This window comes from Brevibacillus borstelensis, from assembly GCF_036700025.1.
Classification (GTDB): domain Bacteria; phylum Bacillota; class Bacilli; order Brevibacillales; family Brevibacillaceae; genus Brevibacillus; species Brevibacillus borstelensis.
On record NZ_CP144922.1, the window covers coordinates 1,788,223 to 1,812,131 of the forward strand.

A 23,909-nucleotide genomic window follows, 5' to 3' on the forward strand; every position below is an offset into this window, starting at 1 on the left:
TGGAGGAAATGCGAAGATAATGTGGAACCTATTACATCATGGCGTGGCAGTTACTCCGAAAACAGAGCGAGCGGGTTCGCAAACTTCTGAGCAAGGGGGATTACATGACCAAGGTAAGAAAGTCCGTATTGTTTTTTCTCGCATTGCTAGTCTCACTCGCAATGCCCCCTTCCGCCTCAGATGCTTTTCAGTGGGAAAAGCCGACGATCAAGGAAGAGTCTATTTCGGTAAGCGGTGGAGCTTTGAAACAGAAGATCTACCAGTTTAAAAATGGTGACGTGTTTCGCATGTACAGGCTGGAAGGGCAGATCGACAGCAGTCCGTATGTGCTGTCGGTGCCGTTTGCAGGCGAAGGGTCAACCTTTCGCCACGTTCTGAGCGCGGATAATAATGGCCAGATCACGCGGGTATGGAATTTGCTCTCTTTGGCGGAGACAAATGAATTGCCGCTGGTTCCCGGCTTTATTGAATCACCAAGTCGTTACTTCTGGGTCGCTTCGCCGATTGTCTACAATCCTCTGGGGAGAACGACAATCGAGGAAAAAAAGGAATTGGCTCTGCCCATTGCCGTGAAAAAAGAGTGGTATCGCATGCATCTGGAGGTACAGCTCCCGGTAAAGGCGGGAATGGTCAGCGAATGGTGGATCATGGAGTCCAGCTCCCCGCTGGTTCCCTGGGATAGTGAGCCGACAGCCAATCTTTGGCTGGGAGTCGATCTCTCGGATAAGGCCAAGTGGTTGTACGACGGCTATTACTACACGAGTCCGTCTACATACGTTCCCTACACCGTCAATGCGTTTTGGCGCAATCCGGAGAACTATGTAGTCCGCTCCTTCCTGGCGAATCCAACCAGCAAAGCGGCGCAAAACATGGCCTACGTCATGCTCGATACCGCTGTCCGCAATCAGGAAGCGGAAGGGCACTGGAAGACGTATCCACAGTCCCAGTGGCTGGCTGACGATTACGGGATCCCTGATGGCTTTTACGATACGCGGTTTAATACCGGAATGGCCGAGCTGCTGCTTGATGGCTGCAAAAAGTATAATGAGAGTGAATTTTGTGAATCGGCCAAAAGGTACGCCCTGTATTTGCGCAATCACGCCAGTCAGTATCACTACGTCATACCCGGTCCTACAGATGGATGGCTGGTTGCCGATTACGCCCACCCGACACCGCATAAGCCGACACATGTTTCGCTCAACCACCAGTTGGCGGAAATTAACTTTTTGTGGAAAATGTACATGCAATTTCAAGATCCGGCCGACCAAGCGCTGGCAACAGTGATGCTTCAGGGAGTCACCAATCTGGGAGAACGATGGATCACGCAAAATGGAGATCTGCACTACGCCTGGTTCCCTGATGACACCTTTGGCAGACCGGATTACCCTTATCTGACCTACAATGATTTGCGGGAAACCCAGCGACTCTATCGGTCGCTTTACGGAACGGAACAGCCCGTAATCGCACAGCTGATGAAAAGCAAAGAAATGTGGATGGCAGCCAATAAAGTCGTCAATCCATTTCAGTAACAAAACGCCAAAAAAGGTGCCGGTCGCGGCACCTTTTTTATGGCTGGCACGGGCGGGGCCGTTCTTTCTATCCTTTTTTCAGCACAAACAATGTCAAAAAGCTGAGGGCCTCGCGCAATTCCGCGGGTAACCGATTTGCCAGTTCGGCAGGTACGCCTTCTTTATAAACGGGTTCTTCCTCCAGCAGGACATAGCCATTTTCGCTGGCCAGTTGCTTCGCTTCCCACGGCATCATCGTGTTTTGGATCGTCGCCTCCCCGTACAGGCGGCGATAGCTGTGTCCCCGTGGTCCTGCCGTCGGGCCGAGTATGCCGAGGAGCAGGATGCCCCCCGGTTTGAGCAAACGATGGAACTCCAGGAGTGCAGCGAGTGGCGAAGGCGTGAATTCCGTCACGTTAATGCAGAGAATCCCGCTGAAGGTTTGATCGGAAAAGGGAAGGCTGGACACATCCCCAGTCTGAAAGCGGACAGCTATTTCACCGTTTTTTGCCCGGTCATTTGCCCGGTCTTTAGCCAGGCGAATCATTTCCCCGGCAATGTCGACTCCTTCCACAGTATAGCCGCTTGCGGCCAGCTTGCAGCTAGCGTATCCATCTCCGCAACCAGCGTCCAGAACAGGTCCATTTTCCGCGTGGACATAGCGGGTAAACAGCGGCAGGATCGTCCTGCGGCTGCCCGTTTCCCACATGGCTTCGCTGCGCTTATGCCAATCCGCCGAAAATTGGTCCCATTGCTCTTTTGCCATTTCACTCCATTGTGTCATTCGTATAGTCCTCCTTACCTTTCAGCAAGCATTTTACGCTTCATCCCTTGTTTTTCATCTATCCGGGCAAATATTCCTGCATCGTACCGGAAGACGCTGATGATGCGCACTTTATTGGAGAAAAGCTGTTGCGCGTTTTCGCGTTGTTCCGTGTTCTTGCGGGAGTAAACGCTTTCCATGTACTCTCAAGATAACAAACAAAATCATCCCAATCATGCAAAAATTTGAAAAAGTCGGAGGGGTAGGCAAATGAGCAACACCGATTTCTTTCCCATTCAGGACTGGGATTATGTGGAGTTCTATGTAGGAAATGCGAAGCAAGCCATGCATTACTTCACCAAGGCCTTCGGATTTCAGGCTGTGGCCTACGCAGGGCTGGAAACAGGCTCGCGGGAAAAGGTTTCCTATGTATTGAAACAAAAACACCTTACGTTTGTCTTGTCAGGGGCGCTTACTCCTGACAGCCCGATCAACGCGTTTGTGAGCAAGCACGGGGACGGCGTAAAGGACGTGGCTCTTCGCGTGGACGACTGTGAGCAGGCGTATCGCGAGGCCGTTTCCCGCGGAGCCGTGCCGGTCATGGAGCCGACCGAGTTTTCCGATTCCTTCGGCACTGTGAAAAAGGCAATCATCGGCACCTACGGGGACAACATCCACACCTTTGTCGAGCGGAAAAACTACAACGGTCCCTTCCTTCCGGGCTACCAAGCGTATGAATCTCCTATTCAAGGAGAAGAAACCGGGTTGATCGGGATTGACCATATCGTCGGAAACGTGGAAGTCATGGATGAATGGGTGGCCTACTACCAAAAAGTCATGGGATTCACAGCCGTGCAGAACTTCAGCGACGATGACATCTCGACCGAGTACTCCGCATTGATGTCAAAAGTGATGCAAAGCGGCACGGGGCGGATCAAGTTTCCGATTAACGAACCAGCCGAAGGGCGCCGGAAATCGCAGATCCAGGAATTTCTAGAGTTTTACAAAGGTCCGGGTGTGCAGCATATCGCCCTGTTGACCAACGATATAGTAAAAACAGTTTCCGCACTGCGGGCAAATGGCGTGGACTTCCTCTACGTACCGGACACGTACTACGAAGAACTGAAGGAGCGTGTCGGAGAGATCGACGAAGACATCGAAACGCTCCGCAACCTGCGGGTGCTGGTGGACCGCGACGATGAAGGATACCTCTTGCAGTTGTTCAGCAAGCCGATTGTAGACCGTCCGACCCTGTTCGTAGAAATCATTCAGCGAAAAGGGGCGCGCGGCTTCGGCAACGGAAATTTCAAGGCGCTGTTTGAAGCGCTCGAGAGAGAACAGGAGCTGCGGGGCAATCTGTAAGAAGCGGCTTGGCTTTCTGTTCCGTCGACAGCTATGGCTGTTGGCGGATTTTTTTGTGCGTCAATTCAGTCTAGACTGACGATTTGCTTGACCGCATAAGCACTCCGTGGCGATAATGATAACAACAGACTGGAAGAGGAGCGACAAGGATGAATTTGGCCCTCATGATCCCCTTGGCAGAACGAACTGCCGTACTGGTCGTAGCTGCCTTGCTGTTCACGCGCGTCAAAGCATTTCGCAGCCTATTAAACCAGCGAGCCACTTACAAAGACAAAGCAGTCATGGTTCTCATCTTTTCCGGAATTTCGATTTTAGGCACGTACAACGGCATCTGGTACCAGGACGCGATTGCCAACTCCCGCGTGATCGGCACCATCGTGGCGGGCCTTCTGGCAGGGCCGTGGGTAGGTCTGGCGACTGGGCTGGTCGCCGGCATTCATCGCTACACGCTTGGCGGCTTCACCGATCTGGCTTGTGCCATCTCCACGATCAGCGAAGGAGTTTTGGCCGGCCTTTTTTACAGGTTCCGGCGGACGCGGGAAATTCGCTGGACGACGGCAATGGCCGTCGGATTCGTCGCAGAGTGGATGCAGATGGCGATCATTTTGCTGGTGGCCAGGCCGTATGCGGATGCCCTGGCATTGGTGAAGGCCATCAGCGTGCCGATGTCGGTGGTGAATGCGCTCGGGATCGCCGTCCTGATCATCATTATCGATCTGGCAAAGACGGAAGAGGACCGGATTGGCGCTCTTCAGGCTCAGCGAACGATGCAGGTCGCGGACAAAACGCTTTCTTACCTCAGACAAGGGCTTACCTATGAGTCAGCCAAGCGCGTCGCCGAGGAAATCCTCCGCACGACCAGAGTGGCGGCCGTGGCGATTACGGACACGAAGACGGTCCTTGCCCATGTCGGCGCCGGCTCCTCTCATCATGTGGTCGGGCAGGAGATTACCACAAAAGCGACCAGGGAAGTGCTGGAGACCAAGGAAGTGAAGATCGCGGGGACAAAAGAGGAGATCGGCTGCCGGGAAAACAACTGCACACTGCGCAGCGCCATACTCGTACCGCTGATGCGCAAGCGGGGAGAGGTAGCCGGTGTGCTCAAGCTGTATCAGGATCGATCCCGCAAGCTGTCGGCGGTCGACCTGGAGCTCGTTCGCGGGCTGGGCAACCTGATCTCGACCCAGCTCGAGCTGGCCGATCTGGAAAAGCAGGCCCGTCTTTTGGCGGATGCCGAGATCAAGGCGCTGCATGCGCAAATCAATCCGCACTTTTTGTTCAACGCGCTCAATACGATTGTTTCCTTCATCCGCTTTTGCCCCGAGCAGGCGCGGGAGCTGCTCATTCATTTGGGAGAATATTTCCGCAAGAATTTGCACGACAGCGGTGGTTTTGTGACGCTGGCGGAGGAGCTGGAGCACATCGAGGCTTACCTCGCGATCGAGCGGGCCCGCTTCGGCGAAAAGCTGAAAGTGGAATATGAAATCGAGCCGGGCGTAGACCGCTATGTCGTTCCCGGGCTCGTCCTCCAGCCGCTCGTGGAAAACGCGATCAAGCACGGACTGTTGCCGAAGCGCGAGGGAGGCGTCGTCAAAATCAGCGCCCGCTTGAAGGACAAGCAGGTATTGGAGCTGAAGGTTGCGGACAATGGTGTGGGCATGGAAAAGGACCCGTTTGTCCCGCCCCCTCCGGCCCAGGACGGAAAACGCCGGCTGTCCGGCATCGGGCTGTCCAATGTAAGGAGCCGTCTGCAGGCCATCTACGGCCAGCCGTACGGGATCGTGATCGACAGCAAAAAGGGGCTGGGAACGACTTGTCTCATAGAATTGCCTTTAGGAGTGAAAGTTCATGCTGAAAGTGTTCATCGTGGATGATGAAGCCCCGGCAAGGGCAGAGCTTCGCTATCTCCTGGAACAATTTTCGGATGTAGCCGTCATTGGAGAAGCAGAGAGCGGGGAAGAGGCGCTCGAGCTTATTCCCGACGCGGAGCCGGATGCCGTCTTTCTCGATATTCACCTGCACGATCGCGACGGCGTCGATGTAGGGCAGGATTTGCTCGAATTGATGGTGCAGCCGCCCGTCATTATTTTTGCCAGCGCCTATGAGATCCACGCGGTCCGGGCTTTTGAGACGGAAGCGGTGGATTACATCGTCAAGCCGTTCAGCGAGCATCGATTGGAGAAAACGATCAACCGTGTCCGAAAGCTTCGTCCGCTGCCGGGAAGCGAAGCGGCCCAGCAGCCGTATCTGGAAATGCAACTGCAAAGCTTGCTCCAGACCGTACTTCAAGATCAGCAGCCGCGCCGGATACCGGTGGAGCGCAACGGGAAGATCATGCTGATCGATCCCAACGATATCGTCTACGCTACGGTGGACGGCCGATACGCGAGCATACATACGGAAGAGGAGCAGTACGCCACATCCTTTACCCTGCAAGAGCTGGAGAGCAGGCTGTCGCCCAAACAATTTTTCCGGACGCACCGGGCGTTCATCGCCAATCTGTACCGCACTGCAGAGCTGGTTCCCTGGTTCAAGGGAGCGCTCTATCTGGTCATGCAGGACGCTCAGCGGACGGAAGTCCCGGTAAGCCGCAATGTCGTGAAGGAGTTGAAAAAACGGCTGGGATTTTAGTTCCAACTTACTTTTTTTACTTTGACAAAAAAGCATGTATCCGGGAATATGGCTTTTGCTGCGGCAGCGGCCACTTGCCCGGATACATGCTTTTATCCTTTTATTGACATGGATTCCGTTATCTTTCTACATCATCTGGAAAGCCCAAAATAAGGCGGACAATGCCAATAATCCCGCCAGCCAGGTGAAGCTTTTCCGTGTCCACCAAAATAGCCAAATAGCCCCGATGCCTGCGATGATCAACAGAAAAGGCTCATTGCCCTTTTGCCACCAGGAAATCAGCAGAGTGGGAACAAGTCCAAACAGTGTAGAAAAGACGCTTTCATGAGCCGTTTCGTTTCAACCCTGCATTTTCTCCTTTCGTGCTCGATTTTTTACTGTTCAGACAATTTTTGTTTTTTTGATGTACAACCGTGTGATAGGGTAGGTTGAGGTCTTATTCCTCATGTTCCTATTCATCATTTTACAAGGGGGAGAAAGGAATGAAAAAATGGCTTCTCTCAGTCCTGATCTGGGGCGGGGTTGCTGCGCTGGGGGCAGTTGCCTTCGGCTTTCTGGCCCTGTCACGCGGTGAATCCGTCAACTCGTTCTGGCTGCTGACAGCTGCGATCTGTTCGTACGCTGTCGCGTATCGCTTCTACAGCAGGTTCATCGCCCGGAAGATCATGGGACTCGATGACAATCGGGCGACACCTGCAGAAGTGAATAATGACGGGAAGGACTTTGTTCCGACCAACAAATGGGTCTTGTTCGGGCATCACTTCGCGGCCATCGCCGGTGCCGGGCCGCTCGTCGGACCGACATTGGCCGCGCAAATGGGCTACCTGCCGGGGACGATCTGGATTATCGTCGGGGTCGTCATCGGCGGAGCGGTACAGGACTTTATCATCCTGTTCGGCTCGATGCGGCGCAATGGAAAGTCGCTTGGCCAGATTGCCAAGGAAGAGATCGGTCCTTTTGGCGGGGCGCTTGCCCTGATCGGGATCGTAGCAATCATGGTGATTTTGATTGCCGTATTGGCCATGGTCGTTGTCAATGCGCTGGCTGAATCGCCATGGGCGACATTTACCATCTTTATGACGCTGCCGATTGCCATTCTGATGGGGCTGTACATGCGGTACATTCGCCCCGGGCGAGTCATGGAAGGCTCGCTGATCGGACTTGTGCTTCTGTTCCTGTCTCTGTGGTGGGGACAGGCGGTCGCTGAATCTCCTACCTGGGGACCTGCGTTTACCTTTAGCAAGGTTCAGCTCGCCTGGATGATTATCGCTTACGGGTTCGTCGCGTCTGTCCTGCCTGTCTGGCTGCTGCTGGCGCCTCGCGATTACTTAAGCTCGTTTTTGAAGGTCGGAACGATTGCCGTTCTCGCTGTAGGGATCGTGCTGACGCTGCCGCCGCTGGAGATGCCGGCTCTGACGAAATTTATCGACGGAACCGGTCCTGTCTTTGCCGGAAACCTGTTCCCGTTCCTGTTTATTACCATCGCCTGCGGAGCCGTCTCCGGTTTCCATGCGCTCGTCTCTTCCGGTACAACTCCGAAGATGATTGCCAAGGAATCGCATGCGCCGATGATCGGCTACGGCGGGATGCTGATGGAATCTGCTGTCGCGATTATGGCGATGATTGCGGCTTGCGTACTGACACCTGGTGTCTACTTCGCCATTAACTCGCCGGCTGCGGTAATTGGGGTGGATGCGGTCGCCGCCGCACAGACGATTTCGAGCTGGGGCTTTACGATCACTCCCGATGTGATTACGACACTCGCACAGGACATCAACGAAAAAACGATTTTGTCCCGAACGGGCGGAGCTCCTTCGCTGGCCATCGGGATGGCGACCATTTTCTCTACGGTGTTGGGTGGAAAGGCTTTAATGGCGTTCTGGTATCACTTTGCGATCTTGTTTGAAGCCGTTTTCATTTTGACGACAATCGATGCTGGTACGCGTGTCGGACGCTTCATGGTTCAGGACATGCTGGGCAATATTTTCCCGAAAATGAAGCAGGTAGACTGGCTGCCGGGGAACCTGATCGGCTCCGCCGTCATCACGGCAGGCTGGGGATACTTCCTCTACCAAGGGGTTGTCGATCCGCTGGGCGGAATTTATACCCTGTGGCCGCTGTTCGGTATCGCCAACCAGATGCTGGCTGCAATCGCCTTCGTTGTCGGTACGACGCTCATTATCAAAATGGGCAAGGCGCGGTACGCCTGGGTCACCTTGCTGCCGATGGTTTGGCTGACGTCAGCTACACTGACCGCTGCATGGCAAAAGCTGTTCCACGCCGATCCGAAGATCAGTTTCCTGGCTCACGCAGATGCATTCCAAAAGGCGCTTGATGCCGGAACGCTTCCTGCGGGTGTCAAGACAGTGGAGGCAGCCCAGAAGATGATCCTGAATGACCAGATTGACGCTGCCGTCTGCGCGATTTTCATGGCGATCATCATCGGGATTATTGCCGACGGGATACGGCTGTGGATCAGCATTTTGCGCGGAAAGAAATTCGAGCTTCACGAATCCCCGTACATTCAATCCAAAGGGGACAATTACTACGACGGCAAAGGACATGCCATCGCATGAGAAAAAGGTGGAGAACGATCAAAAAGTCCCTTCGTCAGATCAGCTCGATCATCAAGACCATCTTCGGCATGCCGGACTACGATCGTTATCTGCAGCATTGGTACCAGACCCATGCCAAACCTGGGTACTTTCCGATGACGGAAAGAGAGTACTATATTTACGCACTGCGTGAGCGCTATGAAAAAGGCGGAGTGACCCGCTGCTGTTAGCTGCTGTCGCTCATCACTGCAGGTAGCCGTTGCTTGCCAGCGCTGTTCCTTACTTACAGATGTTCCCTGCAGCATCCTGCAAGACCAGACGGGAGGCCAATCAACAGGCCTCCTATGACTTTTTGCCGGGCTTTCATCAGGTGGACAGCAGGGTGTATCAGCAGGGAAAGTATGGTACACTAGAGGCAAAGTCAAGATGTGGGTGGCGATACGTGTGCATGCAACAACCTTGGAGGCACTCAAGGACCTCGCTCTGGATTGTGCCAGAAGCGCGGGAGAACTCAGTCTCAGACGAATGAAGCAGCCTTTTACTGTCGAATATAAAACATCCGCTTCAGATCTTGTCACAGCTGTGGACAAGGAAGTGGAGAAGCATGTTATCGATGCGATTCTGCGCCAGTATCCCGAGCATGGCATACTGGGCGAGGAGCGAACGTTTACGGGAGATCCCGGCGAGTATGACACTTTATGGGTCATCGATCCGATTGATGGAACGACCAATTTTGTTCATCAGCAGATCAACTTTGCTGTTTCCATTGCCGTTTATCACAAAGGGGAGGGATTGATCGGCGTCGTCTATGATCCATCCCGGGATGAGATGTTTCACGCAGTAAAGGGGCAAGGCGCTTATTTGAATGGCCAAAGACTGCGTCTGGAAAAGACCGTTTCCTTGGAAGAAGCGCTATTGTGTACCAGTGTTTTCTGGAACAAACAGGCGGAACAAATAGGGATTGACCTGATCGTGAAAAAATTGGCCGGCAAGGTACGGGGCATGCGGCTGCTGGGCAGCGCTGCACTGGAAATGGCGTACGTGGCGGCAGGACGACTCGACGGGTATGTCAGCCTCTCGCTGAACGCCTGGGATTTTGGAGCGGGGAGAATTCTGGTAGAAGAAGCAGGAGGCAAGGTGACCACAATGGACGGGAAGCCGTTGCCGTTTGATCGGAAAAGCAGCGTCATGGCTTGCAACACGACGTTTTACGAAGAACTACAGCACTACATCCAATCGGAGCAGGACGCCGATCCTTCCTGATTCCATCATACTGCTCATAAAAACTGCCTGTCGGGCAGTTTTTTTATTTTGCCTCCGTACCATTGGAGAAGCGGTTATAAAAGGTAGGGGGAAAGTCAACAATGGAGGAAAAAAGGAGATGCCGCATGATTTTCTCGAGATCATGGAAAAAGCGGAAGCTCCGCTCAGGGGGGCACTTGTCTTCCCTGTCTTTTCAGCCCGGCTCAGACGAGAGGGGACTGACGCCGCTGTCTTTCGAGCTGGAAAGCAATTTGCACATTCTCCGAAACATTTTCGCCGATTGCACGGATGTTCTTTTTCATGATTTTTGGATAAGTGGAAGCCGGAGAGCCATCCTGATCTACATCAATGGCACCGCCAATCAGGAGGAACTCAATCAACAGGTGCTGACCCCCTTGCTGGAGGGGCGGAGGAGATCGGCCGGGTCCCCTTTGTTTCACGGGATCATCCCCGTAGCCTCCGGAAGCGAGATCGGGACTATCGAGGAGACCGTCAGACACGTCATGGACGGCAATCCTGTCATTTTGACGGATGGAGAAAACACTGCGACCTCGGTCGGATTAACCAAGTGGGAGACGCGCTCAGTCGAGGAGCCTATCGCCGAATCTGTCGTTCGCGGACCGAGAGAAGGCTTCGTGGAAACCGTAGAAATCAACACCTCGCTTTTGCGGAAAAGATTGCGCACTCCGCTTTTGAAGATGAAGTCCTACAAATTGGGGAGCATCTCCCATACCGAAGTGGTAATCGCCTACCTTCAGGGAGTCGCGGAGAAAGCGCTGGTCGATGAGGTGGAAAAACGTTTGCGCAGCATACGGATCGACGGGGTATTGGACAGCGGAGATTTGGAGGAGCTGCTGCAGGACAACCCGTATTCTCCTTTTCCGCAGCTTCTGTCGACCGAGAGGCCGGATGTTGCCTGCTCTCAATTATTGGAGGGCAGAGTCGTTATCCTCGTCGAAGGCTCGCCGATCGCCGTGGTGGCCCCGACGACTTTTTACTCCTTTCTGCAATCTCCCGAGGATTATTACGAGCGCTATTTCTTTGGCACCGTGATCAGGTGGCTGCGCTATCTGTTCTTGTTTATTGCGCTGCTAGGCCCCTCCTTTTATGTGGCGATCGTCTCTTTTCATCAGGAAATGATTCCGACGGCGCTGCTTTTGACGATGGCCAACTCCCGGGAGCTTGTTCCATTCCCTGCGTTGTTGGAAGCGCTTTTGATGGAGATCACCTTTGAAGCGTTGCGGGAAGCGGGTGTCCGCCTGCCCAAGCAGGTCGGGGCGGCGGTCAGCATCGTAGGCGCCCTCGTTATCGGGCAAGCGGCGATTGAAGCAGGGCTCGTCTCTTCGCCGATGGTCATGGTTGTCGCAATCACTGGCATCGCGTCTTTTATCATTCCTCATTACACGCTTGGAGTGGCGATCAGAATTCTGCGTTTTCCGATCATGCTGCTCTCCGGCATTTTTGGCATTATGGGGCTGATGCTGGGACTGCTGATGCTGCTGACGCATCTGTTTACCCTTCGATCCTTTGGCGTCCCGTATTTAAGCCCGCTTGCACCGTTAAACTTGCAGGAGCTGTCCGACGTGATGGCGAGGGTGCCTCTCTGGATGACGGATGCTTCGGTGGATGAGCACAGGAGCAAGAATACTGGCCGAGATCAGGAACCCGATACTACCTAACAGGTAAGCAGAAGGAGCGGCGAGGCCGAGGATGACAAAAAGCTGTCGTGTTGAAGGAGGAGGCGGCAAGGAGTGAAGGTGTACCGGTTGCTTGGAGTCGTTCTTCTGCTGCTTGGTTTGACCGGTTGTTGGGATCGCAAAGAAATTAATGACATCGCGATTATCACTGCAGCGGGAGTCGACCTGACCGAAGACAAAAAGGTGGAGCTATCGGTCCAGCTGTATGTCAATCGCGCGGGCAGACAGCAGGAAGAGGCCGACCAAACTGTCGTGCAATCAGCGACAGGCATCACTCTGGCCGATGCGGTAGAAAGTCTGCAGGATACGCTTTCCGCACAAGTTTTTTGGGGCCATACGGAAGTGTTTATCTTTGGCAGGGACATCGCAAGAACGGGAATTGAAGGCCATGTCGATTATTTTTTTCGGCAGCCGGGTCCTCGCGGGCTTGCCTATTTGTTCGTGAGCAGAGGCAAGGCCAAAGATATTTTGAAGCAAAAGCCGCCGCTTGAGAGAAGCAGCTCCAAGTCGCTCGAAGAGATCGCCAAGGCCCAAAAAGGTGAAGGCGTGACCTTAAAAGAGCTGGCCCAGATGATGGAGAATCCGGCAAAAGTATCGATCATTCCCCTGGTGGCAACATTGCCGGAGCAAGATGGCGGGCCAGTTCCCTACATCTACGGAATGGGCGTGCTGAAAAAAGGGAAGTGGGCGGGGCAAATGGACGAGAGGGAAGCGCAAGGGGTGCTGTGGCTTCGAAACAGGATCAAATTTGTCATGATCACCATTCCGATCGAAAAGCATAAGGGATATGTTTCTCTGAAGATGGTCAGGGGCAGGGCAGTTCTCAGCCCGCAGGTCAAAAACAGCAAGTGGTCCATGCAGGTCAAACTGCACGCCGAATACGATGTCAGACAAAATACGACGAATCTGAATATGACCATACCGGCAGATGTCTCCATCGTAGAGTCCTACGCCGCCGCATATACTCGGTCGGTCATAAAAGCTTCCCTGAACAAAGCACAGAATGTCCTGCATGCGGACGTGTTCGATTTTTCCGGCGTCTTTCATCGAAAGTACCCGCAGGAATGGAAAAAAGCCGTAGCAGATTGGGAACGCACCTTCTCCGAGATCGAGGTGGACATTCAGTCGACAGCCGAAGTGCTGCGACCCGGGGTGTCCAATCCCCATCAATAAAAAAGGGGCTGGGGCATATTGAAGTGGGTGGGTGTAGCCGCGCTGACCGTTTTGGCACTCGTGCTTGCATGGTACGAGCTTCCGCGGTTGACGGCAGAAATGAAGCGGGAACGAACCGTATTTTTGGTCATCACAGTGACAGGATGGGGGCTGGGAAGCTTGCTGATTTTTTTTCCGGAAATGCCAGGACTGACCCAGCTCGTGGATTTCCTTTACAGACCGCTTTATCCCTTGATCGGGAAAGGGTCCGGTAACGCAGGGGAGTAATGGACATGCTGGATCGAGGCAAAATTTCTGTTCTGCAAATGTGCCTGTCGATGTATTTGATGGTCGGGGCTACGGCCATTCTTATCATTCCGGCGATTACAGCGAAGGAAGCAAAGCAAGACATGTGGATTTCTCCCTTTTGGGGGTCGCTGTCCGGTTTTTTGGCTGTATGGCTGGCTTGGTCGCTTTACAGGTTGACCCCCGGCAAATCGATCATTCAAACCGGAGAGGCGGTTCTGGGACCCCGTTTGGGAAAGGCAGCTGCTCTTCTGTACATTCTTTTTTTGGTGCACGGAGCAGGCCTGATTGTCCGTGAATACGGCGAATTTATCGTCGGAACGATCTTGCTGAAAACGCCGATTGTGGTCGTGATGGGCAGCATCGTGCTCACGGCAGCATTCGCAGTGCGCTCCGGGATCGAGGTGTTGGGGCGCTTTTCTCTCTTGCTCGGTCCGCTCTTTGGTCTCTTTTTGATCGGGATTGTTTTGCTGCTCATTCCGCGGTATGAGCCGACTCATATGCTTCCCGTTATGGAGAACGGGCTTAGACCTTCCCTGGCTGGTGCCGTAACGCCGTTAACCTGGTTTATGGAATTTCTCTTTATTTCCTTTCTCTTTCCGCATCTGCGTGCAGAGGAAACGCATAAAGCGTTGAGAGCGGGGATGTGGGCCGTTGCATTGATGCTGGTCACGATGGTCATCGCGAATCTGTCCGCTCTGTTTCTGTTTGGAGAAATAACCGGAAGGATGTTTTTTCCGGTCTTCAATGCATCCCACTATATCAGCATGGCAGAATTTTTGGAGCATCTCGATGCCATGGTAATGGCGCTGTGGGTCATGGGCGGTTTTTTTCAAATCTCGATGTGGTACTATGTGACCGTTATCAGTGTGGCTCAATGCTTTCACCTTTCGGATTACCGGCCGATCGTCTATTCCGTCGGCATTCTGATCATCGTGTTCAGCTTGTGGCTTGCTCCGGGATTCGCTGATCTGATCAATCTGTTTACCACCTCTGAGCCGTTTTACTCGGCGACCATGCAGATTTTGCTTCCTGCTCTGACCTTGATCATTGGGCTGATCAAGCGGCGGAGAAGGCCACTTTCAGCAGAAGCCGAAAAAGTGGTGAACCGAAAGGGAAATGGCTAAAGCGATGTGTCACGGGAATACAACGACGGGGGACTTTCCGATCCAGGAAAAGATCTGCGTCGTTTTCCTGATGTCAGGAAATCGGGCCACTCCCTTTCTGGCCTGTATAATCCTCCACTTTTTAACAAATAGTAAACAAAGAGATGGAGTACAGCATAAAAAATAACTAGGAATGACAAGGTTGACATATCATTATTCTATATAAATTTAACAATTATAAAAAAGTAGTTAATATTTTTAATAAAAGTATATTCGAGAAAACTGTGATATGATTCATACGATAGTTGTCTGACATCTGGGAGGGACATCAATGGACGCAACTGTGAACTCACAGCAAGGGAAACAAAAACATCCTCCAGGATTGTATTTGTTGTTCTTTACGGAGCTTTGGGAACGCTTTAGCTATTACGGCATGCGCGCCCTGTTAACCCTGTATTTGACCACAGCGCTGATCAGCGGCGGACTAGGCTTTGAAAAGGGCTTGGCGTTGAGCATCTACGGCTTGTTTACCGGTGCCGTTTACTTTACGCCGATCATCGGCGGGTATTTGTCGGACCGGTATCTCGGCAGAAGACTGGCGATTACCATGGGCGGTATTACCATGGCAGTGGGGAACTTTCTTCTGTTCGCCGTACAGAGCACAACTGGATTGTATCTGGGCCTTGTTCTCCTGATTATTGGAAACGGTTTCTTCAAGCCGAATATCTCTACGCTGGTCGGTGAGCTTTACCCCGAAAATGACAAGCGCAGGGATGCCGCGTTTACGATTTTCTACATGGGGATCAACGTGGGAGCGCTCTTCGCACCGCTGATCTGCGGCTATTTGGCGGAGGAGCACTTCAAGACCGCGCTGGACGGTGTGGAAATGTACGGCTTCAAGTACGGGTTTTTGGCTGCCGCCATCGGGATGGTGATCGGTCAGATCGCTTTCAACCTGCTTGGCAACCGCTACCTGGGGGATATCGGCAAACAGCCGCTCGGAAAGAGTGAAGCTCCGGGGCAGCAGGAAGCCGCCAATCGGCCGCTCACCAAGAAGGAGAAGCAAAGAACCGCCGTCATCGTCATTTTGGCCTGTTTTGTCGTCTTTTTCTGGGCAGGATTTGAACAGGCGGGGAGCTCTTTGACACTGTACACAGACCTGTTTGTCGATCGTACCATTGGCGGCTGGGAGGTTCCGACCTCTTGGTTTCAATCCTTGAATCCGTTGTTTATTGTGCTTTTGGCACCCGTTATCTCCATGCTGTGGGTGAAGCTGGCCAACAGCAAGCGAGGCGACTTGAATATTCCTACGAAGATGGGACTGGGAATGATCCTGCTCGGTCTCGGGTACATGATTTTGCTGCTGGCTGTCATGCAGACCGGAAGCGACGAAAACAACATCCTGACAAAGTCAAATATTATGATTATTGTGTTGACCTACCTCATGCATACGCTCGGTGAGCTGTTCCTGTCTCCTGTCGGGCTGTCGATGGTCAGCAAGATCGCTCCGGTCAAACTCGCCTCGCTGTTGATGGGCGTATGGCTGGCAAGCTCCGGAGTGGCAAACATCCTGGCCGGCCAATTGGCCGCTTTTACACAGTCGCTCGGATACTTTGAAGTGTTTGGTATCATCGGTTTGATGGCGATTGTACTGGGGCTGGTGCTTCTGCTCGTATCGCGCACGGATGATGGAATAACCTCATACAGAAGAAAGGACAGCTCGGGAGGCGGGCTGTCCTTTTTTGCTGTCTTCTTGCCCTTATCCGATTTCGATCCCGTGTGCGGCCAGCGTCTCCCGCAGGGCCCGGGCCATCAGGTCGTATCCGAGCACATGAGGATGGAGGCCGTCATCGGCGAGCTCCTCCCGCAAAGTGAGACCGTCTTCGTCAGTCATGTGCCGGTGGTAGTCCACAAAGATGATGTTTTCAGCGCGTGCGTATTCCTGCAAGGCTTTATTGATGCTGGCGACCAGCTCGTTTCGCAAGCTGTTTTTGGCGTAGCGCTCCATCCGGGTCGGAAGCAGGGAACAGAGAATCGGAGCAATCCCGTTTTCTCTGGCTTGCGTCAACATGGCAGCCAGATCGTCGACGATTTCTTGCTGTATGTGCTCCGGCTGCTTGCGGTCCTCTGGCAGCCACTCGTCCAGGGCCCACGTGTTATTGATGCCGAGAAGGATGATCGCGTAAGCAGGGCGGAGCTGCACCACATCAGCGGCAAACCGACGCAGGGCAAAAGCGGTCGTATCTCCGCCGATTCCCCGGTTGACTATGACACGGCCCGCACCGCCGAAATAGGTGTCGACGTCCCACCAGTGCGTAATCGAGTCCCCGAAAAAGACAAAATCAATTTTCCTTTGGTGATGCAGCAAGGCCTCATTGTGGAAATCAAATTCGTTGCGGCGTCTGTCGGCCGCAGCCTCGATGCCAAACAAGCCGGGCTTGAGCAAAGCTGGTCTGTTTTCTTTCACGTTCATTCTTTCCCTCCGATCCGAGACTAACGGGAGCTTCCGCAAGCTGTCCCCAGTTGCAACCGCACCTTCGCTATTTGAAAACGACAGATGGTGAGTAATGGCTTCAAGTCACGCACTTCCCTATCCTATCATGAGGTTCTGCCCTGTTTTGGCTTTTCCTGCTTGTGGTGCCCATAGGTCAGGGCAGCAAAAAAGCGGGCTTCCGGGGAAGCGCCGCATGTGGTCGGAAAAAGACCGCCCGTTGAAAGGGGGTCAACGGACGGCAATGGAGGACGATATGTCCATCGTAGGGTCTGACACCTCCCATCATAGGTTTTTCATGTTAAGAACAAATAGAGAAACGATAAAGGCTTTGTTAATTTTTTGGAAAGGGGAGGTCTGGAGCCTTTTTTGGCCTGATTTTTTGTCTTGTAGACGAGCATCCATACGAACAGGGAGACTCTCTCATATTCTGTGAAAAGGAGCGGCGTCGCCATTTCTGACGCCTGCTTCAGACAATCACAGAGGAGGCCATGCAAATGAGCGGAGGTTTTCACAATAACAATTTCATCTGGATCATCCTGATCATTGTTTTGATCTTCGCGTTCCTGGACGACTAATCTGTAAAAAAGAAAGAAGACCCTGCTTTCCAAGGAAGCGAGTCTTCTTTCTTTTACATAGACGATGCGGGAAAGCTATCACAAGATAACAGAAATCAATAGCTTGCACGCAGCGAATTATTTTTTCAAATGCTGGAGGAACTGGCGGGTCCGCTCTTCTTTCGGGCTCGCAAACAATTGCTCCGGCGCACCGCGCTCGACGATCACGCCCTGGTCCATAAAGATGACTTCATCTGCCACTTCGCGCGCAAATGCCATCTCATGCGTGACGACCACCATGGTCATCCCTTCGACAGCCAGCTCCTTCATGACTCTTAGCACTTCGCCGACCAGCTCGGGGTCGAGCGCGGAGGTAGGCTCGTCAAACAGCATTACTTTCGGGTCCATGGCGAGAGCGCGGGCGATCCCGACACGCTGCTGCTGGCCGCCGGATAGCTGGGCAGGGTAGTGGTCGAGCTTGTCAGCCAGTCCTACCTTGGAGAGTAGCTGCGCCGCCTTGCCTCTTGCGGTCTCCGGTTTTTCTCCTTTTACGGTGACGGGGCCTTCCATGACATTTTGCAGCGCCGTCATGTGCGGGAACAAATTGTAGCTTTGGAAGACCATCCCGGTCTGCTTGCGCAGCTTCGGGATATCCGATTTTGCGACTTTGCGGGAAAAGTCAAGCTGGACATCGCCGATTTGCACGCTGCCCTCGGTCGGGATCTCCAGAGCGTTCAGGCAGCGGAGCAGCGTCGTTTTGCCGGAACCGGACGGCCCGATGATGACGACGACCTTTCCTTTCTCTACCGTCAGCGAGATGCCCTTGAGGACGTGCAGATCGTGAAATCGTTTATGAATGTTGCTGATAGTTATCATGCGTATGCTCCCCTCTAGGCGACGTAGCGGTCAAGCCTGTGCTCGATGCGATCCTGGATCGCCGAGAGTACCAGACAGATCAGCCAGTAGATCAGTGCCGCTTCTGAGTAGACCAGGAGCGGTTCATACGTAGCCGCTGCGATCTCCTGCGCTTTGCGAAACATCTCGGGAACGAGGATAGCCGCAGCGAGCGACGTATCCTTTACCAAGCTGATGTACGAGTTGGACAGAGGCGGGACAGACACGCGCGCCGCCTGCGGCAGGATAATGCGCACCAGCGCTTGCCGATACGTCATGCCGAGTGAATAGCCGGCTTCCCACTGTCCCTTTGGTATGGACAGGATCGCGGCCCGGACCACTTCCGAAGCGTAGGCGCCGACATTGAGAGAGAAGCCGATCACCGCTGATGGGAACGAATCGATCGTAACGCCGATGCTGGGCAGACCGAAAAAGATGATGAACAGTTGCACCAGCAACGGCGTTCCGCGAATGATCGAAACGTACGTGCGGGCGACGCCCACCAGCACTTTGTTGCCGGAAATTCGGGCCAGCGCCGTCAGGATGGCGATGACCAGCCCGATGGCGAACGAAATCAGGGAGAGGGACAGGGAGTACGTCAGAGCGCCTTTCAGAAGCGGCCAAAAGGAGCTCTGCGCAATCTCTACCCATCTGTCAAAGCGTTCCGGGTTGCCAAACAGGTTACTTAGAAACATCTGCACCAAACCATTTCTCGGAGATTTGTTGGAACGTACCGTCTTTCATCATATCGTCAAGCGCTTTGTTGACCGCCTCTACGAGCTCGGTGCTGCCTTTGCGGAACAGAAAACCGTTTTTCGCCCCGTCCGGATGCTTGGCAATAATCTTGATCGGGGTATCCGGCTTTTGCTTCAGAAAATCGAGCAGGGACAAGCCGTCATTGATCGTGACGTCGACACGCTTGGAGACAAGTAGGTCGATCGCTTGGTTGAAGCCCTCCACAGCGACGATTTCTGCGCCGTTTTGCTTGGCGATGTCTGTCAGATTGCTGGTCAAGGTTTGCGCTGCTTTCAATCCTTTGATGCTGTCAAAGCCAGTGACGGTGTTGTTGTCCTTATGTGTCACCAGTACAGCAGTCGACACGGTGTAGGGGTTGGAAAAATCGTATTTCTCCTGACGATCCGGGCGGATGCCGACCTGGTTGGCGATGAGGTCAAACCGCTTGGAGTCGAGGCCGGCGAACATGGCATCCCACTGTGTTTCCTGGAAGACCGGTTCCACCCCGAGACGTTTGGCCACTTCGCTGATCACTTCTACGTCAAAACCGGTCAGCTTGCCGGATTGGTCGTGGAAAGTAAAGGGGGCATACGTCCCTTCCGTACCAATCACCAGTTTCCCTTCGGCTTTTACTTTATCCAACAGGTTTTGTTCTGCCTTTTGCTCGGAAGGGGCCTGTGCAGGAGCAGGGGCCGGAGCGGCGTTATTCGTTGTCGAAGCAGTGCCGGACGAGCCGCATCCCACGATGCCAAACATAAGAGAGGAGATGAGTGCGGAAAACAATAATTTTTTCATAAATAATCCCCCACTAAACCGATGTGATTTGTTTAGAACATACTAAAAGTCTTTGCCTGTTTTGTCAATAAAGAAATCAGCTCTAAAGGGCTGCGAAAAAGCGTCGGCTGTCAATCGGTTCCATCATGCAGAAGAAAAGTGGCAGATCTCTTCTCCGACGGGAAAAGAGACCGTGCCACCTGGTCAAGGGCAATGAGCTTACTTGGAAATGTCCTCGCCAAACCATTTTTCCGAAATCTGCTTCAGCGTGCCATCCTTATGCATGGCATCCAGCGCTTTGTTGATCTCCTCGATCAGTTCGTTGCTGGTGCCTTTGCGGAACATGAAGCCGCAATTGAGGCCTTCTTCTTTGACTTTGACGATTTTGATCGGGGTATCCGGCTTTTGCTTCAGGAAGTCGAGAACAGACAGGTTGTCGTTCAGCACCACATCGACGCGTCTGCTTGCGATCAGCTCGATGGCGTTGTTGAAGTTGTCCACCGCGACGATTTCGGCGCCCAGCTCGCGAGCCATGTCGGCGTAGTTGCTTGTCATCGATTGCCCGGCTTTGAGGCCTTTGATGTCAGGAAAATCCTTTACCGTCTCGTTGTCTTTATGAGCGACGAGCACAGCGCGGGAAACGGAATACGGGGAAGAAAAGTCGTATTTCTCCTGACGGTCGGGACGAATGCCGACCTCATTGGCGATCAGGTCAAACCGCTTGGAATCGAGTCCCGCAAACATGGCATCCCATTGCGTCTCCTGGAAGACCGGTTCTACACCAAGGCGCTTCGCTACTTCTGTAGCCACGTCGATGTCATAGCCGGTCAGCTTGCCGGACTGGTCGTGGAAGGTAAAGGGAGCATAGGTGCCTTCTGTGCCGATCACCAGTTTGCCCTCGGCTTTTACTTTTTCCAACAGATTTTGAGGAGCAGCCGCCGATTGGTCAGGAGCTGCGGATTGATTTGGGTTTGCAGGCGCTGTAGAGTTGCCGCATCCAGCAATTCCGAGCAATAAAGTCGAAATTAATGCTGTGAAAACAAGTTTTTTCATCGTGAATCCCCCACTAAGTTGATATGATTTTATGGATTCATACTAAAAGCCTTTCTTCCATTTGTCAATGAAAAGAGTGCGAGGGAGAAGAAAAGCACGGGCAAGGAGAAAAGGAGCAGAAACTCCCTCTTCTAAAAAGGATGTCCATTTGATATCCTGTTATAAGTCTACGAGACGCGAGAGTTCGGAATCCCCACCTCTCGTAAAACAAAACTAGGGGAGAGCAGTCGATTGCCTAAGGTCTGTTCTTATGGAAGCCGCTCTCCTGCATTTCGCGTGGAGGCGGCTTTTTTGCGTAGGTGAGCAGGATCGAGGCGGGCTGATTGCTCTTCGCTTTAGGAGGAACTGATCCGATGAATTTTCCACCGGAAGAGAAGCGTTTTCTCTACCTGACAGCGACGTTCATGACGTTGCTGGTTGTTGCCAACATCGTTTCGGCAAAGGTCATTGACCTGTGGGGCGTGATTTTGCCAGCCGCGGTGATTGGGTATCCGCTGACGTATCTGTTGACAGACGCGATCAGCGAGCTGTACGGGGAGGCACGGGCGCGTCAGGTCGTCTACGCAGGCTTTTGGGCCAACGCTCTGATGCTCCTTTTTGTCCAGGCGACGATTCTTCTGCCTCCTGCCGGCTTTTGGCCGCTCCAGGAGTCGTACGAATCCGTCATGGCTTCCTCCGCGCGCGTGGTCATTGCCAGCATGCTGTCCTATTTTGCCGCGCAAATGGCTGACGTCAAGGTCTTTCATTTCATTAAGCGGCGAACGGGGGAGAAGCATTTCTGGCTGCGCAAAAACGTATCGACTGCAATCAGTCAGTTGCTCGACACATCGATCTTTATTGTCATCGCTTTTTACGGGACGATGCCGACAGATGCCTTGCTGCAGATGATCATGTTTCAGTATTTGGTGAAAACGATGATTGCCGTCGTGGATACGCCGTTGTCCTATCTGGTCGTCAAAGGAGCGAGAAGGCAGCGAGCTGTCTCTGGCTTGGCCGGTTGAAGCGGGGAAAAGGCACAAGGAGCTTCCCGATCACGCAACAAAGCTTCCCGATCACACACAATAAAAATGGAAAGGACCGATGAAGGAAATGGCAACAGTGGAGCACAATCACAGCAAGTACAACAGCATTCGTTTTGATACACAGGATGAATCGGCGATTCTGGTCGACATTCTCGAGACGATTCCGTACGAATACGTGGGAAAGCGTACCGAAATCATGATGCCTACGAATGAATTTACATCTGTTTGTCCGTGGTCGGGTCTGCCAGACTTCGCAGACCTGAAAATTTATCTCGTGCCAAATGAAAAGCTGATTGAGATGAAGTCGCTGAAGTACTATTTGACCTCGTACCGCAATGTCGGAATATATCAGGAGCATGCGACGAACCGGATATTAAACGATCTGGTGGCGTGCTGCGATCCGCTGTACATGCGCATCGTCGCCGTCTGGAATGCGCGCGGCGGCCTTGGAACCGAAGTGGTAGTTGAGTATGTGAAGGAAGAAGCGTAAAATAAGGACGAGTATCATTGCCCCCGTTCGTTTTGCACGGGGGTACTGTTATATATGAACATCACTTTGTCGTCATTATTTTTGTCGCAAATAAAGGAGAAGAACAGCATGCTAAACGATTGGCGGATGTATACGGATGCGAGCGGCCAGGACCAGAATCACATGGGCTGGCATGAAGTATTGAAGGAAATCGCCCAGTTGAACGGTACGTCGAGGACGCTGGTCCATGCCGCATACGGCGATCATGTCGACCTGGTGGTAGCCGGCGGTAATCAGGGCCAAATTCTGGTCCAGTGGAAAGAGCATGAGCCTGAGGCGCGCCATTACGTTTTGACCGCCGACAAGCCGGCCGGAACGATGAGCACCTTGACGATCGAAGGGGCGGATGTTTCTTTTCCGGCTTCCTGGTGTATCGAATTGGAACAGGCCATACCTGTATTGGGCGATCTTTTGCGTACCTGCGAAAAAGGAGAGCCGTCGGGACTGACCTGGATATCGGTGGAGATGTAGCAAGGGAGGCACTCATATATGGAAATATCGCTGCTGCTCCAATCGATTCTGCTGATGGCGGTGATCATTGCGATTGGAAGTGTGATCGGATATCGTCAACCGCTGACGGGGGAATCCCGTCAGCTCATCATCACGATTATCGTCAACGTGGCTATGCCGTGCATCATTTTGGACGGGGTGTTCCAGACGCCGATCGACAGCCAGACGATGACGCAAATTGTTATCATTTTTGGTATTTCCGTACTATTGAATTGTCTCGGCATCCTGCTCGGTTGGCTGGGGGCGCGGACCTTGCCTTTGCCGGAAAAGAAACGGCGCGAGATGGCGATTCTCTCCGGATTGGGGAATACGGGCTTTATCGGACTCCCGCTCTGCGCGGCGCTGTTCGGGCCAAAAGGAGCGCTTTTGGCAGCCGTATTTGATGCGGGGGTGGACGTCGTGATGTGGACCGTAGCGGTAATGATGCTCCAGGAAAAAGGGGCCTTTAGTCTGAAAGGCTTGAAGGCGATGGTCAATATTCCGATGATCGCCATCGTTCTCGGACTGGGAGCGGCCATGGCGGGATTCATGCCTCCGGAGCCGGTCAAGCATCTGGTCGGCACGCTGGCAAAGCTGGCTTCTCCGCTTGCGATGATGTACATAGGGATGCTGCTGCCGCTGCTGCTCAGGAAAAAGCCCCATTTCTCACTCCCGGTTCTGGGCATGCCGCTGACCTTCAAGCTGATCGTCTTTCCGCTGTCCGCTGCTTTGCTGCTGTCCGTTCTCCATTTGGATGGGGAGATTACCCGTGTCGCGATCATCCAGGTAGCGATGCCGACGCTGACGATGGCATCGATCCTGTTCGCGCGATACGCGGCAGATGAAGAGATGGGGGCGATGACGACGGTTTTTTCGACCCTGCTGGCCCTCGTTTCCATCCCTGCTGTCATCATGGTGGGTAATTTTTTCTTGCGATAACGGGCACTCTCCTTCATGAAGATTGTTTTGATTGATTGTGAAACGTTTCATGGCGATACACAGTCAAACAAGGTAAACCGGCT

21 protein-coding genes and 1 pseudogene are annotated in these 23,909 nt (G+C 53.2%); 16 read left to right on the forward strand and 6 right to left on the reverse strand.

Features of this window, described 5'->3' with window-relative positions:
- The first annotated feature begins 104 nt into the window (after positions 1 to 104).
- Positions 105 to 1,529 (forward strand): hypothetical protein, encoded by a 1,425-nt coding sequence (locus V5G20_RS08170; protein WP_338463333.1) that lies wholly within the window; start codon positions 105 to 107, stop codon positions 1,527 to 1,529.
- A gap of 67 nt (positions 1,530 to 1,596) precedes the next feature.
- Here the strand turns inward: V5G20_RS08170 and V5G20_RS08175 are convergent, their stop codons facing one another.
- Complete coding sequence (locus tag V5G20_RS08175; RefSeq protein WP_031931842.1) at positions 1,597 to 2,292, reverse strand: class I SAM-dependent methyltransferase; 696 nt, start codon at positions 2,290 to 2,292, stop codon at positions 1,597 to 1,599.
- Positions 2,293 to 2,541: 249 nt separating this feature from the next.
- Here V5G20_RS08175 and hppD point away from each other — a divergent pair, with 249 nt between their 5' ends.
- From hppD to V5G20_RS08230, 11 genes and pseudogenes are all read left to right on the forward strand, one after another.
- Positions 2,542 to 3,633 (forward strand): 4-hydroxyphenylpyruvate dioxygenase, encoded by a 1,092-nt coding sequence (gene hppD, locus V5G20_RS08180; protein ID WP_227277924.1) that lies wholly within the window; start codon positions 2,542 to 2,544, stop codon positions 3,631 to 3,633.
- A 149-nt stretch (positions 3,634 to 3,782) separates the two neighbouring features.
- The gene (locus V5G20_RS08185) at positions 3,783 to 5,507 is read left to right on the forward strand and encodes a sensor histidine kinase (RefSeq protein ID WP_031931841.1); all 1,725 of its coding nucleotides are present in this window, start codon (positions 3,783 to 3,785) and stop codon (positions 5,505 to 5,507) included.
- The gene (locus tag V5G20_RS08190; RefSeq protein ID WP_024983859.1) at positions 5,482 to 6,264 is read left to right on the forward strand and encodes a LytR/AlgR family response regulator transcription factor; all 783 of its coding nucleotides are present in this window, start codon (positions 5,482 to 5,484) and stop codon (positions 6,262 to 6,264) included. Before V5G20_RS08185 ends, V5G20_RS08190 begins: the two co-directional genes overlap by 26 nt.
- A 482-nt stretch (positions 6,265 to 6,746) precedes the next feature.
- Positions 6,747 to 8,840, forward strand: a complete 2,094-nt coding sequence (locus V5G20_RS08195) for a carbon starvation CstA family protein (RefSeq protein WP_327925830.1) — start codon at positions 6,747 to 6,749, stop codon at positions 8,838 to 8,840.
- Positions 8,837 to 9,049: a CstA-like transporter-associated (seleno)protein gene (locus V5G20_RS08200; RefSeq protein WP_003389039.1), complete on the forward strand. Its 213-nt coding sequence runs from the start codon at positions 8,837 to 8,839 to the stop codon at positions 9,047 to 9,049. The genes V5G20_RS08195 and V5G20_RS08200 overlap by 4 nt, the downstream gene beginning before the upstream one ends.
- Positions 9,050 to 9,263: 214 nt before the next feature.
- Positions 9,264 to 10,082, forward strand: coding sequence for an inositol monophosphatase family protein (locus tag V5G20_RS08205; RefSeq protein WP_338463334.1), 819 nt, complete (start codon positions 9,264 to 9,266; stop codon positions 10,080 to 10,082).
- Between the two features lie 125 nt (positions 10,083 to 10,207).
- Positions 10,208 to 11,761 (forward strand): spore germination protein, encoded by a 1,554-nt coding sequence (locus V5G20_RS08210; RefSeq protein WP_228006679.1) that lies wholly within the window; start codon positions 10,208 to 10,210, stop codon positions 11,759 to 11,761.
- A 72-nt stretch (positions 11,762 to 11,833) separates the two neighbouring features.
- Entirely contained in the window at positions 11,834 to 12,952 is a 1,119-nt protein-coding gene (locus tag V5G20_RS08215; RefSeq protein WP_172920260.1) for a Ger(x)C family spore germination protein, read from the forward strand.
- A gap of 18 nt (positions 12,953 to 12,970) precedes the next feature.
- Positions 12,971 to 13,219, forward strand: coding sequence for a hypothetical protein (locus V5G20_RS08220; protein ID WP_003389043.1), 249 nt, complete (start codon positions 12,971 to 12,973; stop codon positions 13,217 to 13,219).
- A 5-nt stretch (positions 13,220 to 13,224) separates the two neighbouring features.
- A complete protein-coding gene (locus V5G20_RS08225; RefSeq protein WP_157211826.1) occupies positions 13,225 to 14,364 on the forward strand; it encodes a GerAB/ArcD/ProY family transporter in 1,140 nt (379 codons plus the stop codon).
- A 310-nt stretch (positions 14,365 to 14,674) separates the two neighbouring features.
- Positions 14,675 to 16,024, forward strand: a pseudogene (locus V5G20_RS08230) (peptide MFS transporter); the annotation flags it as partial.
- Between the two features lie 78 nt (positions 16,025 to 16,102).
- Here the strand turns inward: V5G20_RS08230 and V5G20_RS08235 are convergent.
- The 5 genes from V5G20_RS08235 to V5G20_RS08255 all read right to left on the reverse strand — a co-directional run bounded on the left by V5G20_RS08235 (position 16,103) and on the right by V5G20_RS08255 (position 20,847).
- A complete protein-coding gene (locus tag V5G20_RS08235; RefSeq protein WP_003389047.1) occupies positions 16,103 to 16,816 on the reverse strand; it encodes a GDSL-type esterase/lipase family protein in 714 nt (237 codons plus the stop codon).
- Positions 16,817 to 17,529: 713 nt separating this feature from the next.
- Positions 17,530 to 18,267: an amino acid ABC transporter ATP-binding protein gene (locus V5G20_RS08240; RefSeq protein WP_338463335.1), complete on the reverse strand. Its 738-nt coding sequence runs from the start codon at positions 18,265 to 18,267 to the stop codon at positions 17,530 to 17,532.
- Positions 18,268 to 18,281: 14 nt separating this feature from the next.
- Positions 18,282 to 18,980: an amino acid ABC transporter permease gene (locus V5G20_RS08245; RefSeq protein WP_003389050.1), complete on the reverse strand. Its 699-nt coding sequence runs from the start codon at positions 18,978 to 18,980 to the stop codon at positions 18,282 to 18,284.
- Positions 18,967 to 19,815: an amino acid ABC transporter substrate-binding protein gene (locus tag V5G20_RS08250; protein WP_024983867.1), complete on the reverse strand. Its 849-nt coding sequence runs from the start codon at positions 19,813 to 19,815 to the stop codon at positions 18,967 to 18,969. Before V5G20_RS08250 ends, V5G20_RS08245 begins: the two co-directional genes overlap by 14 nt.
- A 198-nt stretch (positions 19,816 to 20,013) precedes the next feature.
- A complete protein-coding gene (locus tag V5G20_RS08255; protein WP_031933150.1) occupies positions 20,014 to 20,847 on the reverse strand; it encodes a transporter substrate-binding domain-containing protein in 834 nt (277 codons plus the stop codon).
- A gap of 353 nt (positions 20,848 to 21,200) precedes the next feature.
- On the opposite strand from V5G20_RS08255, the gene V5G20_RS08260 reads away from it, so the two are divergent.
- From V5G20_RS08260 to V5G20_RS08275, 4 genes are all read left to right on the forward strand, one after another.
- Positions 21,201 to 21,848 (forward strand): queuosine precursor transporter, encoded by a 648-nt coding sequence (locus V5G20_RS08260; protein ID WP_024983868.1) that lies wholly within the window; start codon positions 21,201 to 21,203, stop codon positions 21,846 to 21,848.
- Positions 21,849 to 21,927: 79 nt separating this feature from the next.
- Positions 21,928 to 22,359, forward strand: a complete 432-nt coding sequence (gene queF / locus V5G20_RS08265) for a preQ(1) synthase (protein WP_003389056.1) — start codon at positions 21,928 to 21,930, stop codon at positions 22,357 to 22,359.
- A 108-nt stretch (positions 22,360 to 22,467) separates the two neighbouring features.
- Positions 22,468 to 22,869, forward strand: a complete 402-nt coding sequence (locus V5G20_RS08270; protein ID WP_003389057.1) for a hypothetical protein — start codon at positions 22,468 to 22,470, stop codon at positions 22,867 to 22,869.
- 18 nt (positions 22,870 to 22,887) lie between these two features.
- Entirely contained in the window at positions 22,888 to 23,826 is a 939-nt protein-coding gene (locus tag V5G20_RS08275) for an AEC family transporter (protein WP_003389058.1), read from the forward strand.
- Positions 23,827 to 23,909: the final 83 nt, after the last annotated feature.